General features: G+C 45.2%; 12 protein-coding genes. All 12 read left to right on the forward strand.

Annotation, left to right across the window (positions count from 1 at the left end):
- Positions 1–323: 323 nt before the first annotated feature.
- The 12 genes from glpX (at position 324) to ltrA (ending at position 12,932) form a co-directional block, all read left to right on the forward strand.
- Positions 324–1,286 (forward strand): class II fructose-bisphosphatase, encoded by a 963-nt coding sequence (glpX, locus tag ACSQ2E_RS01025; protein WP_258264551.1) that lies wholly within the window; start codon positions 324–326, stop codon positions 1,284–1,286.
- A gap of 344 nt (positions 1,287–1,630) precedes the next feature.
- Positions 1,631–2,893, forward strand: coding sequence for a transcription termination factor Rho (rho, locus tag ACSQ2E_RS01030; protein WP_060674356.1), 1,263 nt, complete (start codon positions 1,631–1,633; stop codon positions 2,891–2,893).
- 222 nt (positions 2,894–3,115) lie between these two features.
- Positions 3,116–3,328, forward strand: coding sequence for a 50S ribosomal protein L31 (gene rpmE, locus ACSQ2E_RS01035; RefSeq protein ID WP_034765123.1), 213 nt, complete (start codon positions 3,116–3,118; stop codon positions 3,326–3,328).
- Between the two features lie 297 nt (positions 3,329–3,625).
- Positions 3,626–4,237 carry a thymidine kinase gene (locus ACSQ2E_RS01040; protein WP_060674359.1) on the forward strand — a complete coding sequence of 204 codons (612 nt, stop codon included), beginning with the start codon at positions 3,626–3,628 and terminating at the stop codon, positions 4,235–4,237.
- A gap of 336 nt (positions 4,238–4,573) precedes the next feature.
- Positions 4,574–5,026 (forward strand): hypothetical protein, encoded by a 453-nt coding sequence (locus ACSQ2E_RS01045; protein WP_435988958.1) that lies wholly within the window; start codon positions 4,574–4,576, stop codon positions 5,024–5,026.
- A gap of 132 nt (positions 5,027–5,158) precedes the next feature.
- Complete coding sequence (prfA, locus tag ACSQ2E_RS01050; RefSeq protein WP_435988959.1) at positions 5,159–6,229, forward strand: peptide chain release factor 1; 1,071 nt, start codon at positions 5,159–5,161, stop codon at positions 6,227–6,229.
- A gap of 2 nt (positions 6,230–6,231) precedes the next feature.
- Positions 6,232–7,098 (forward strand): peptide chain release factor N(5)-glutamine methyltransferase, encoded by an 867-nt coding sequence (gene prmC / locus ACSQ2E_RS01055; protein WP_435988960.1) that lies wholly within the window; start codon positions 6,232–6,234, stop codon positions 7,096–7,098.
- A gap of 304 nt (positions 7,099–7,402) precedes the next feature.
- Entirely contained in the window at positions 7,403–8,242 is an 840-nt protein-coding gene (gene spoIIR / locus ACSQ2E_RS01060) for a stage II sporulation protein R (RefSeq protein WP_435988961.1), read from the forward strand.
- A 137-nt stretch (positions 8,243–8,379) separates the two neighbouring features.
- The gene (locus ACSQ2E_RS01065; protein WP_435988962.1) at positions 8,380–8,820 is read left to right on the forward strand and encodes a GNAT family N-acetyltransferase; all 441 of its coding nucleotides are present in this window, start codon (positions 8,380–8,382) and stop codon (positions 8,818–8,820) included.
- 304 nt (positions 8,821–9,124) lie between these two features.
- A complete protein-coding gene (locus tag ACSQ2E_RS01070) occupies positions 9,125–10,165 on the forward strand; it encodes an L-threonylcarbamoyladenylate synthase (RefSeq protein ID WP_435988963.1) in 1,041 nt (346 codons plus the stop codon).
- 106 nt (positions 10,166–10,271) lie between these two features.
- A complete protein-coding gene (locus ACSQ2E_RS01075) occupies positions 10,272–10,826 on the forward strand; it encodes a manganese efflux pump MntP (RefSeq protein ID WP_435988964.1) in 555 nt (184 codons plus the stop codon).
- A 669-nt stretch (positions 10,827–11,495) separates the two neighbouring features.
- A complete protein-coding gene (gene ltrA, locus ACSQ2E_RS01080; RefSeq protein ID WP_435988965.1) occupies positions 11,496–12,932 on the forward strand; it encodes a group II intron reverse transcriptase/maturase in 1,437 nt (478 codons plus the stop codon).
- Positions 12,933–13,140 lie beyond the last annotated feature (208 nt).

The raw sequence follows: 13,140 nt of genomic DNA on the forward strand, positions 1-13,140 counted from the left end.
ATTAAGTGAAAATATCTAAGTTGATTGAAGCGGAAGGTGCTCGACTCCTGCGGGACACGCTGGACAGGTGAGACCCCACAGGGCTTTAGCCCGAGGAGGCTCACCGCCAGCCCCGCGGAAAGCGAGCACCTGCAGCGGAAATCAACAACTACTGGCTTTTTTTAACATTTTGTTAGCGCTTTTCTACTCAAACAAACCATTATGTCCTACTTTTTTCGAAAAAAAGTCTCTCCAACCGCCTTAATGTGTTACAATAAATCTGTCAATATGTTATACAATTTAAGAATATTGTAAAACAAAAGGGAACACGGGAGGCTATATACATGGAAAGAAGTTTATCAATGGAGCTAGTTCGAGTAACAGAGGGGGCTGCCCTTGCATCGGCCCGTTGGATGGGTCGCGGAAAGAAGGATGAAGCGGATGACGCTGCAACTTCTGCCATGCGCGATGTATTCGATACCGTACCGATGAAAGGAACGGTCGTCATCGGTGAAGGGGAAATGGATGAAGCTCCAATGCTTTATATTGGTGAAAAATTAGGGACAGGCTACGGTCCACGCGTCGATGTAGCCGTCGATCCGTTGGAAGGAACGAATATCGTTGCTTCCGGAGGCTGGAATGCACTGGCGGTACTCGCAGTGGCAGACCATGGAAACCTACTGAATGCACCAGATATGTATATGGATAAAATCGCAGTCGGACCGGAAGCGGTCGGGGAAATCGACATCAACGCTTCTGTCATCGATAATCTGAAAGCCGTTGCGAAAGCAAAGAATAAGGATATTGAAGACGTAGTGGCGACAGTCTTGAATCGTCCACGTCATGAACATATCATCCAGCAGTTGAGAGAAGCGGGAGCCCGCATCAAGCTGATCAATGATGGAGACGTGGCAGGCGCCATGAACACAGCATTCGATCATACGGGTGTCGATATCCTATTCGGATCCGGCGGTGCTCCAGAGGGAGTTCTTGCAGCCGTTGCCTTGAAGTGCCTAGGCGGAGAAATCCAAGGGAAACTTCTGCCGCAGAACGATGCAGAGCTCAAGCGTTGCATCGGAATGGGGCTGGATGTGGACAAGATCCTTCGAATGGAAGACCTTGTATGCGGTGACGATGCCATCTTTGCAGCAACAGGTGTAACCGACGGAGAACTGTTGAGGGGTGTTCAGCTTAAAGGGACATACGGCCTCACTCATTCTGTCGTTATGCGTGCGAAGTCCGGTACCGTCCGATTCATCGACGGGCGCCACAGTCTTCAGAAAAAACCAAACCTGGTCATGAGATAATAGAACCAAGCAATACAGAGAGAGAAACCAACTCCTCTTAAATAAGAGTAACGGATGGGCAGGACTTCTGCCCGTCCACGCTCTTATCACTCACTTTTTTTCTTCATAGCGGAAAAAATGCTGCCTATCTACCAAATCTACCTTCCTTTTTTTACCCAGTCATTGATTCTTAATGAAAAGTATGGTTACAATAGATAAGGTTTTTATCTTCAGCGTTTTTTCTATATATATGCTTCAACTATTTCTTCATTTTTAAGAAAATCTACCCGATTTTGCCTCTTTTCTAAAAGAGAGACAATGACAGTTTTTTCAAGTAAGACAAATTAATAAAGCGTGGTGTCATAATGGAAGAGTTAACAATCTCTAGCTTAGAAAATATGAAGCTGAAAGAGCTTTACGAGCTAGCCAAACAATACAAAGTTTCTTATTATAGTAAATTAACAAAAAAAGAACTGATTTTTGCCATCCTTAAAGTTCGTGCAGAACAAGAAGGCTTCTTTTTCATGGAAGGTGTCCTTGAGATCATCCAATCAGAAGGCTTCGGTTTCTTACGTCCGATCAACTATTCTCCGAGCTCTGAGGATATTTATATTTCTGCGTCACAGATCCGTCGTTTCGATCTACGTAACGGGGATAAAGTATCGGGAAAAGTACGTCCTCCGAAAGAAAACGAGCGTTATTTCGGACTGCTTCATGTTGAAATGGTGAACGGGGAAGAGCCTGATTCGGCGAAAGAGCGCGTGCATTTCCCAGGATTGACGCCTTTATACCCTGACCGTCAAATGAAGCTTGAAACAGAACCAAATAAAATTTCTACACGTATCATGGATCTCATTGCACCGGTTGGATTTGGACAACGTGGTCTGGTCGTGGCACCGCCTAAAGCCGGTAAGACGATGCTGATCAAAGAAATCGCCAATTCGATCACAACGAACCATCCTGAAGCAGAACTCATCATTCTTCTGATTGATGAGCGTCCAGAGGAAGTAACGGACATCGAACGCTCGGTAGAAGCAGAAGTCGTCAGTTCGACATTTGATGAAGTGCCGGAAAACCACATCAAAGTGGCCGAGCTCGTGCTTGAGCGCGCCATGCGTCTGGTTGAGCACAAGCGTGACGTCATCATCCTGATGGATAGTATCACTCGTCTCGCACGTGCGTACAACCTCGTCATCCCGCCAAGTGGACGGACTCTCTCCGGTGGTATCGATCCTGCTGCGTTCCACCGTCCGAAACGATTCTTCGGGGCAGCCCGGAACATTGAAGAGGGCGGAAGCTTGACGGTTCTTGCAACGGCCCTTGTCGACACAGGTTCCCGTATGGATGACGTCATTTATGAAGAATTCAAAGGAACAGGTAACCTTGAACTTCACTTGGACCGTTCCCTTGCAGAGAGACGCATCTTCCCGGCCATCGACATCCGTCGTTCCGGAACGCGTCGTGAAGAACTTCTCATCAAACCGGATCATCTTGAAAAACTGTGGGCGATCAGAAAAGCGATGTCCGATCAGCCTGATTTCGCTGAGAAGCTTATGCGCAAGCTGAAGCAATCGAAGACGAATGAAGAGTTTTTCAATGTGTTGACAGAAGAGTCCAAGAAGCGTTAATCTAATAATCGAATGATTTTTCAAGGAAAAGGGAGACTGGAATTTCCAGTTTTACAGGTTGCAAAAATACCTTGTCCTTGTTATAATGATATCAATGTGTTTTTTAAAAATTGGATGTGGTAAGGGGCTGGCTATTACTCTCATGCTTATGCTCATATCACATATATCTTCGTAATAAATTACTCTGTCTCAGATGATTCAGGGCGGAAGGAGATGAAAGAAATGAAATCAGGAATTCATCCTAAGTACAACACGATCAAAGTTAGCTGTGCTTGCGGTAACGAATTTGAAACTGGTTCTGTAGCGGAAGAAATGCGCGTTGAGGTATGTTCTGAATGCCATCCATTCTACACAGGACGTCAGAAATTCGCTGACGCTGGTGGACGTGTTGACCGTTTCAACAAAAAATATGGTCTTAAAAATCAACAACAATAATGAAGAGCCAGAAGGCCGCATCGTACGCCTTTGTGCGTAGATGCCATTCCTTCTCTTCTATTAGAAAAACAGGCAAGGATCTTCATGCTTGCCTGTTTTTTATTACGTTTAAAGCAAATGGTTGAAGAAATAGAGGCAGTTCCAATTGAGCTGTGCCTCTTTTTTTCTGCCAAATTACCGGATTTTGAGCATTATTCCCGTACATAAAGGAATGCTTTATACTAATGAATCGTCCGTTCTCACTAACAGCCAGGCTGTTTTTTATAGATCAATGTGTAAGGAAGGAGAGGCGCTTTCGTGTATGTCATGAAACAAACGGGTTGGGTAGAAGTCATTTGCGGCAGCATGTTCTCAGGGAAATCCGAAGAACTGATCCGCCGGGTCCGACGCACTCAATTTGCCAAACAAGAAATTGCTGTGTATAAGCCAAAACTAGATAATCGCTACAGCGATGAGTCGGTTGTATCTCATAATGGTACCTCTGTCATCGCCAAAGCAGTCGAGGAGTCAAGTGTGATCCTTGATGACCTGAATCCGGAGGTGGATGTCGTTGCCATCGATGAGGTTCAATTTTTTGACGAAGGCATCGTCGACGTCGTACAGAAGTTAGCGAACAGCGGATACCGTGTCATCCTCGCAGGACTTGACCAGGATTTCCGCGGAGAACCATTCGGCCCGATGCCGGACTTGATGTCCATCGCTGAGCAAGTGACAAAGCTTCAAGCCGTTTGCGCCGTCTGCGGCTCTCCGGCAAGCCGCACGCAGCGCCTGATCAATGGTGAACCGGCTTGTTACGACGACCCTGTCATCCTCGTCGGGGCATCAGAAGCCTACGAGCCAAGATGCCGCCATCACCATGAAGTACCGACCGGAATGAGCGTCACTCCGGATATGGTGAAGGAAGTTTAAATTTTTGGAACAAAGTCCCGAGATTGGGGCTTTGTTTTTTTATGTTTTTAAGGAAAATGGAGAGAAAATCCGATATTTGTGCTCATATGCAGTCGTGTGAAGCAGGATTTAGCTGTGCTTTTTTTGAAAAGGTGTCTGCGGGCTAGAATTGCGTCATTTTCGACCGGGATTGCGTCATTTTATGATTTATTGCGTCGTTTTCAAAGTAATTGCGTCATTTTTTTGGTTAATTGCGTATTTTTACAAATATTCCCTCTAAACTTATTTACTTCTTAAATCTGCCATGTGCATAACCACCATCCTCCAGGAAAGCCTAAAAGCAGGAGGTGTGAAAGTATGAAAAAAGTAGCATTAGCTTTAACTTTTACCGTTTTCTTTCTTTTGATTACAGCATGTGGTGTGAATCAGGAGTCGGAATACGGTGTGCATAATGACAGTGGCGGGACCCGTTTCATCGATAATCGAAAGGCGGAAATGGATAAGCGCCAGGATAAAAATGAGCGGGAAATCACTGATCAAAATCCCAATTTCCCTAACCTGACCAATTCTCAAGGTACGACTTCCACGACAACCGGTGTGTATGAAGACAAAGCCCGTGAAGTGGTAAGGGATTATTCAAAATTCCAGCCTGATGAGGTATGGATCAATGGGAATCAAATGTGGGTGACGGCCCACACGAAGAAGGAAATGACCATGGCGGAGACCGATAAAGAGGAAGCCATGCTGAAAGACAAGTTGCAAAGAGCGATTCCCCGCTATGATATCAATGTGAAAATCACCGAAAGATAATGAAAAGGGGGAGCTTATGGGCTGCCCCTTTTCACGTAAAATCCTCCCCTCTCAATTCCCGCTCCTCCTTGTGTTTACATACACCATATAATATAATTGTACTGTTATGGACTAAAATTGAGGTGAATAGCTGTGTTCGATCGTTTACAAGCAGTGGAAGATCGCTATGATAAGTTAAATGAACTATTGAGTGATCCAGAAATTGTGAATGACCCAAAGAAGCTAAGAGATTATTCAAAAGAACAATCAGACATCCAAGCAACGGTAGAAGCATATCGAGAATATAAAGAATTAACCGGGCAGTATAAAGACGCGAAGGCGATGCTGGATGATAAGCTTGATGCTGATATGCGTGAAATGGTGAAGGAAGAAGTTTCCGAGCTTGAAGAGCAAATCGAAGCGTTGGAAGCCCGTCTGAAAATATTATTGATCCCGAAAGACCCGAACGATGATAAGAACGTCATCATGGAGGTTCGTGGTGCTGCAGGTGGAGATGAAGCAGCCCTGTTTGCCGGTGATTTATACCGCATGTACAGTCGATTCGCAGAAGCACAAGGCTGGAAGATCGAAGTCATGGAAGCGAACTCCACTGGTGTCGGTGGATACAAAGAGATCATCTTCATGATCAACGGAAATGGCGCATTTTCCAAAATGAAGTATGAAAACGGGGCACACCGCGTGCAGCGTGTACCTGAAACAGAATCTGGCGGACGGATCCATACGTCGACAGCAACGGTTGCCTGCCTGCCGGAAGCGGAAGAAGTCGAAGTCGATATCCACGATAAAGATATCCGTGTCGATACGTTCGCATCCAGTGGCCCGGGAGGACAAAGTGTTAATACCACCATGTCTGCCGTGCGTCTGACGCACATCCCGACAGGTGTCGTCGTGTCATGTCAGGATGAAAAATCGCAAATCAAGAACAAAGAGAAAGCAATGAAAGTATTGCGTGCCCGCGTTTACGATAAATTCCAGCGTGAAGTCCAAGCGGAATACGATGCGAATCGTAAATCTGCCGTTGGAACAGGTGACCGTTCTGAGCGTATCCGTACGTACAATTTCCCACAAAACCGCGTCACGGATCACCGCATCGGCCTGACCATCCAGAAGCTTGACCAAATCCTTGAAGGAAAGATGGATGACGTCATCGATGCATTAATCATCGAAGATCAGTCCAAACTTCTTGAAAGACTGGAAGAATAGTCATGGTGACGGTATTTGAAGCCCTGAAATGGGCTTCTTCTTTTTTAGTCGAAAATGACCGCGATGAGAATGTGGGAGAAATCTACTTGCGGCATTTGCTGGGCATGTCACGTTCCCAGCTGCTGGCAGAACAGCGGAGGTCCGTCCCTCAAGAAAAATGGGACGAATTTCAGGAGGGGATCCGCCGGCATGTCGGGGGCGTCCCGATTCAGCACATCATCGGGTCAGAGGAGTTTTATGGCCGGGAGTTTGTGGTGAATGAGCATGTTCTGATTCCGAGACCGGAGACGGAAGAACTCATTTATTATGGTCTGCAGAAGATGAAGGATTTGTTTAGAGATTCGGCCGCTCCTTTGCAGGCAGCCGATGTCGGGACGGGAAGCGGTGCGATAGCGGTGACGCTGAAACTGGAATCGGAGCGGGTACCGGTTGAGATGATGGCTGTCGATATTTCTCCGGAAGCACTGGAGGTTGCCAGGGAGAATAGCATAAGACTTAAGGCAGATGTGCGCTTTTTTGAAGGAGACTTGATACAACCTTTAATCCAAGCCGGAATGAAGCTGGATATTCTTTTATCCAACCCTCCCTACATCCCGCTGACAGACCGTGAAACTCTATCCGATGTCGTAATCGGACACGAACCTGAACTCGCATTATTTGGCGGAGAAGATGGCTATGATTTATACAAACGCTTTATGGAAGAACTTCCTCTTGTCATGAAGGAAAGATGCCTGATCGGTTTCGAAGTCGGCGTCGGCCAGGGAGAGACGGTTGCGGATCTGCTGCGAGCGACCTTCCCGGAGGCAGAAACAGAAGTCGTCCATGACATCAACGGGAAAGATCGTTTGGTGTTTTGTGTAAGAAAATAAGTGTATGCCCTCGATTTTAGTGATCGGGGGTTTTTTTTGAAGAAATGGAGCCGATTTAGAATGAATCTGTGCGAATATTTAGCCTCGTACCTGTTCCAATCTACTAATGATCACGTTTATTATCAAAACCGACTAACTTATTTTCAAAACTAAAGATTTATTTTCAAAACCACCCCGTTTATTATCAAAAACAAGATTTTATTTTCAAAAAGCCCCACCAACCAATTTTCCAAAACAAAAATGTTATTTTACTAGTTTAAGATTTCCCCCTTTTGACCACACTGTTTACCAAGGGGGAGAGGACATGAAAACAAAACACACAGTACTATTGTATATCTTGATTCTATCATTAGGAACGATTCTAAGTTTATATATACCGAAGCAGGAAATGGCGGCACAGGAGACGATGGTGATTCCGGAAGAAGCGATTCGCCTGCGGATACTGGCCAATAGTGATCTGGATGGGGATCAGAACGTGAAGAGACTTGTCCGGGATGAAGTCAACAAAGAGATCACGAATTGGGTATCGAATCTGACGTCACAAGATGAGGCGAAAGCAGTCATCAAGGAAGGATTGCCGCAGCTTCAGAAGATTGCGGAAGATGTCGTCGCGGCAGAAGGTATGGATCAATCAGTGAAAGTGGAGTTTGGTAAAGTGGACTTTCCGACGAAACTATATGGTCAGTATCTTTATCCGGCTGGTGAGTACGAAGCGGTGTTGATCACACTTGGTAAAGGGGAAGGCGCAAACTGGTGGTGCGTCCTGTATCCGCCATTATGCTTCCTGGATTTCTCTACTGGAAATGCAGTAAGAAGTACGGGCTTTGAAACGAAAGTGGCGGCTAGCGGGAATGAGGTAACGGAAGTGGATCCTGAAGATGCAACTCAGGTGAGCGAAGATGAATCTGAAGATGACGTGATTGCGTATAAGCAAGTCGAAGTGGATGCAGTAGAAGCCGGTGTAATTGATGAGGAAGAAAAGGTAGAGGTGCCTGTTGGAGAAGAGGTGAAAAAGAAGGAAGTACAAGTTGAGGAAAAGGTAGAAAACCAAGAAGAACCGGTCTTCGTTGAAGATCAGGAAGAGGAAGAAGTCGAGGTCCGTTTCTTCGTAGTCGATCTTTTCAAGGGGTTATTCAATAAATAAAGTAAGAAGCTTCATCCGCTTAGGATGAAGCTTTTTCTTATTTCAAGAAAGTCTATCTTTCTAGCATTTTTTGTTCTATTCTCCTTCTCCTCTCATACATTGATACTAGAGGATGATAGAAAAGGGAGGATGAAAGGATGTTGAAAGTGATCCGCCAGGCAACGAGTGAGGATATTCATGAAGTCGTGGCCTTCTTGATGAAAGCAGGATTAAGCACGGAAGGCATTAAACATAGCATTGACTGTTTTTTAGTAGTGGAAGATTCGGAAAACCGGTTGATTGGGACACTTGGAATCGAGGTGAAGGAGAAGATCGGCCTCCTTCGGTCACTCGTGGTCACGTCATCTTTTGAAAGCGAAGAGTTATTTGCCCTTTTTCAGGAAATTTTAAAGCTTGCGAAAGAAAAAGATCTGACGCGTCTATATTTGATTTCCAATCGGAAAGCGTCCCTCGCGTTCTTTGATCTATTAGGTTTTAAGCAGGAGACAGATCCTGTTGTGGATGAGTTGAAGCATTTTATTCATGCGAAAAAGTTATCCACTGTGGATAACTGCATCACCATGAAATTGGATTTATAGATTTTTCGATAAGAATATTGTCGGTGAATTCAGGACTGAACCATTCTCAAATAAATGGTTCAGTTTTTTCGTTGGGAATTCGACATAATAAGAGAAAGCGGTAACTATTTCTTTTTTCAGAATTATTCACATCATCCACAGGTTTATCCACAATTCTCGACGTTTTATCCGCAGTTTGTGGATAATACTTGAGAATTTACAGAGTTTCTTTTATACTTTCAAAAGAAAAGGAACTCGTCAATTCAGTATTTGTACACAAAAAGTGAACAGATTTAGTTTGGATAGATAAAGGTGGATGACATAGATGATGAAACATTGGATTGTGGAAAGTGATGTGGATAAAAACAAAAGTTATCCACAAATTGTGGATGCAGCGAAGATTCTTCAAAAGGATGAGGTGGTAGCCTTCCCCACGGAGACGGTTTATGGACTGGGGGCAAATGCCACATCGGATCGTGCGGTGGAAAAAATCTTCAAAGCGAAAGGCAGACCGTCGGATAATCCACTGATTGTCCACATATCAAATAAAGAGCAGTTAGAGGGACTGGTGGAAGAGATTCCGTCGGATGCAGCGAAGCTCATTGACGCTTATTGGCCGGGGCCTTTAACGATCATTTTTAAAAATAAGGAAAACGTATTTTCCGGAAAGGTGACCGCTGGACTCGATACAGTGGGAATCCGGATGCCGGACCATCCCGTGGCGCTCTCCATTATCGAGGCAGCGGGACTGCCGATTGCTGCCCCGAGTGCGAATCGGTCGGGTAAACCGAGTCCGACAACGGCTCAGCACGTTATCGATGACCTTGAAGGCCGGATCGCCGGAGTGGTGGACGGTGGCGAGACGGGAGTCGGGGTGGAGTCGACGGTGGTGGATTGTACGGGAGAAATCCCGGTCATTTTGCGTCCCGGCGGCATCACGAAAGAGCAGCTCGAAATTGTCGTCGGGAAAGTGGAAGTGGATCCTTCCTTAAAAGATGGCAAGGGTGCCCCGAAATCACCCGGGATGAAATATACTCACTACGCACCGGATGCCCCTGTTTATCTAGTGGACGGGACGAGGGAAGATGTGCAGCGATTGGTGGATGAAAAAAAGGCAGCAGGGCTCAAGGTCGGGGTTTTGACGACGGAAGAATTCGCGGGGGAGTATCAGGCGGATATCATTCTTTCCGTCGGAAGAAGAGATGATTTGAAAACCGTAGCCCAGCATCTCTACGACACGCTGCGTGCTTTTAATAGAAGTGATGTGGATATTATTTTTGCCGAAATGTTTCCGGAAGAAGGAGTCGGGCTTGCGATCATGAATCGCCTTCAGAAGGCTGCCGGTTACCGCGTGATAAAAGGATGAACGCTTTCCCCTATGGTCTTTCATAGGGGTTTTTGTTTTGTATTCTAAATCTCTTTGGACGTGCATAAGTTGTTTTGTAGGCATGTCCGGAGGGGGAAATTACAAAATGACAACGATTATCGGCGAACTGATGACCTTGATGTTAATGGCATTTGCTCTTGGGATGGATGCCTTTTCGATCGGGATAGGAATGGGTATGTTCCAGCTGAGATTAAAGCAGGTCTTTTATATAGGATTGGTTGTCGGGGTCTTTCATGTATGGATGCCGCTGCTCGGAATGATGGCGGGGAAATTTTTATCGGAAACGTTCGGGTCCTTTGCCGCATACGCAGGGGGTGTGCTGCTTATCGTACTTGGAATCCAGATGTTCGTGTCGAGCTTCAAGGAAGAGGAAACGACCCTCATCTCACCCGTGGGATTTGGATTGATCCTTTTTGCGTTAAGTGTGAGCCTGGACAGTTTTTCAGTCGGATTGACCCTCGGGATCTTCGGGGCACGAACGGCCGTCGCCCTCTTCTGTTTCGGGATCGCTGCTACCGTGCTGACGTGGGCTGGATTACTCATCGGCCGGAAATTCCAGGGTGTGCTTGGAACGTACAGCGAGGCACTTGGGGGAAGTATACTGTTTGCGTTTGGTGTGAAGCTTTTGTTGCCGATTTGATTGGTGAGAAGGTCCGTCCCTCGGGGGGGGGCTTTTTTGTGCGACGGGCAGTCGCACCTTGAGTGTTCCACACTCAAGATGAATTGTTAAGGGTTGGAGTACGATACGTAGTATAAACGGCTCCCGAATCCCGGAAGATTCATCGTCTCGAAGGTGAAAGTCCTTCCGTTAGAGTGCTGATACAACTAACGAAGACTAATCTAGGGCATAATTGTGAGATTGTGTTCGGAGGAGATGCGGATAATCGAGAGACCCGTAGTCGGATGTGCAGACCCAAATGCAAAAAGTGTGAAGCACGGCGGCTGGGTAAGTTGGCGACCATGCGAAAATAATGGGAAGTCTTAAAGGTGTTCATTCAAAGAATCAGCCGAATGAGCTCAACTTATCAAGTGATGGTGCTGGGTATGTACAGAAGGAAAGTGCGATGACCCCGTGAGATCTCTATCTTACCGTCAGGGCATTGTCCTATAAGGAATTCCGAAATGGATAATGTGGATAGAGAAGTCAGACGTTCTCATAGTACGGAAGTAGCCAGATGACAAAACATCTGGTGAACGGAAGGGGAACGACCTTGTGACTCTACACAAGTAAAGGTGTGTAATGACAACAGACCACGATACTTCGGTATAAACGAACTGAATGTACACAATGAAAGGTGTGGAATACGTAGTGAATCAAGAATTAAAGCTTAAATGGCATAGTGTATACGGACAACTACTGTTTGACCGTAAATTGAAAAGTGCGTGGGAGAAAGTAAAAGCCAACAAAGGTTCAGGTGGAATCGACGAAGTAACTCTTGAAAAGTATGAGGAGAACCTGGATGAAAATCTAGATAATCTACTCGGCAAACTGAGAGCGAAAGAATATGAGCCTACTCCTGTCAGACGCTCCTATATACGCAAGAAGAATGGAAAACAGAGACCTCTCGGTATTCCTACGGTCGAAGATCGGATTGTTCAACAATCTCTGCGAAACGTATTAGAACCAAAATTCGATGACCATATCTTTCATAATTGGTCATGTGGGTATCGTCAAAATCGCGGAGCCAAACGAGTTGTACAAATTATAATGTGGAATATTGAACAAGGATACAATCACATTTATGATTGCGATATCAAAGGCTTCTTTGACAATATCCCGCACAAGAAACTGATGAAGGTCCTAAACAAATATGTAGCGGACGGTACAGTCCTAGACATGATTTGGAAATGGCTAAAAGCTGGATACATGGAAGAAGGGACCTACCATCGCTCAGATTCAGGTACTCCTCAAGGTGGAGTGATTTCTCCACTTTTAGCGAATATCTATCTGAACGAACTGGATTGGACACTTGATTTACACGGCATTCGATTTGTACGGTATGCCGATGACTTCCTCCTTTTCGCCAAATCCAAAGAGGACATTAAGAAAGCCGAACAAATCACAAAAGAGAAACTCGATGAACTAGGTCTGGAAATTTCTATCGAGAAGACTAGAATTGTCGATTTCAATCATGATGATTTCGACTTTATTGGTTTTACGTTCCAACACTGGAGAAAACGTAAGAAGGATGGTAAACCTTACTATTTAGCCAAACCAAAAGATGAGACCTGGAAAGACTTTCGAATGAAAATTAAGAGAGCCACCAGGAAAACACTCACCTTAAGCAGAGAAGCGTGGTACCAACGCGTAAACTCCATCATTCAAGGAAAGGTAAACTTCTATCTAACCTTGTGGAAAGCGATTGAAGAATTCAAAGAGAAGGGATATCGACTGAACTGTTGTTTCAACATATTCAGAGATGAACTACTGGCAATAGATTCTTACACTCGCCGAAGGCTGAGAGTCGCTATGCTTCACAAACATCCTTCACAACGAAAAGGATGGGTGATGAGTACGAAATGGAACATTGAATTCTTTGCGTGTACAGGTCTTAAATCTGCTTTTCAAATATATTACGGAAAACAGTATGGAGATGGTATTGAATACTACCTCCAATACATGAAAGATAAGCAAAAGAAGAAATACAAAAGAAGTCTGGAGAGAGCAAAAGAAAAGGGAGAGGAATACTTTTCTTCACAACGACTTTCTAAAATACACTGTGCGAATAAGTTTGCATCATCTTGAACTAAGCGGAATCACATTGGTAAGCCGTATGCCTTAATAGGGCACGTACGGTTTGATGAGGGGGTGGCCTTGAGAAAGGTCACCCTACTCTATTGTCTGGCTACGGCAGGTTGTCGCCCGAGGACGAGCCGGGCTAGCCTTTCTTTTTGTATTCTTTGTGAATGGTCTATGGTCGGATTGGAAAATATTTTATAATAAGTGGTAAGGA

Origin of the sequence: Rossellomorea sp. LjRoot5 (assembly GCF_964253455.1) — a bacterium.
In the GTDB taxonomy this organism is placed as follows: Bacteria; Bacillota; Bacilli; order Bacillales; family Bacillaceae_B; genus Rossellomorea.

Bases quoted from the DNA above. Each gene is read 5' to 3' on its own strand.
- glpX (WP_258264551.1), top strand. From the start codon at position 324: ATGGAAAGAAGTTTATCAATGGAGCTAGTTCGAGTAACAGAGGGGGCT.
- rho (WP_060674356.1), top strand. From the start codon at position 1,631: ATGGAAGAGTTAACAATCTCTAGCTTAGAAAATATGAAGCTGAAAGAG.
- rpmE (WP_034765123.1), top strand. From the start codon at position 3,116: ATGAAATCAGGAATTCATCCTAAGTACAACACGATCAAAGTTAGCTGT.
- ACSQ2E_RS01045 (WP_435988958.1), top strand. From the start codon at position 4,574: ATGAAAAAAGTAGCATTAGCTTTAACTTTTACCGTTTTCTTTCTTTTG.
- prmC (WP_435988960.1), top strand. From the start codon at position 6,232: ATGGTGACGGTATTTGAAGCCCTGAAATGGGCTTCTTCTTTTTTAGTC.
- spoIIR (WP_435988961.1), top strand. From the start codon at position 7,403: ATGAAAACAAAACACACAGTACTATTGTATATCTTGATTCTATCATTA.
- ACSQ2E_RS01065 (WP_435988962.1), top strand. From the start codon at position 8,380: ATGTTGAAAGTGATCCGCCAGGCAACGAGTGAGGATATTCATGAAGTC.
- ACSQ2E_RS01070 (WP_435988963.1), top strand. From the start codon at position 9,125: ATGATGAAACATTGGATTGTGGAAAGTGATGTGGATAAAAACAAAAGT.
- ACSQ2E_RS01075 (WP_435988964.1), top strand. From the start codon at position 10,272: ATGACAACGATTATCGGCGAACTGATGACCTTGATGTTAATGGCATTT.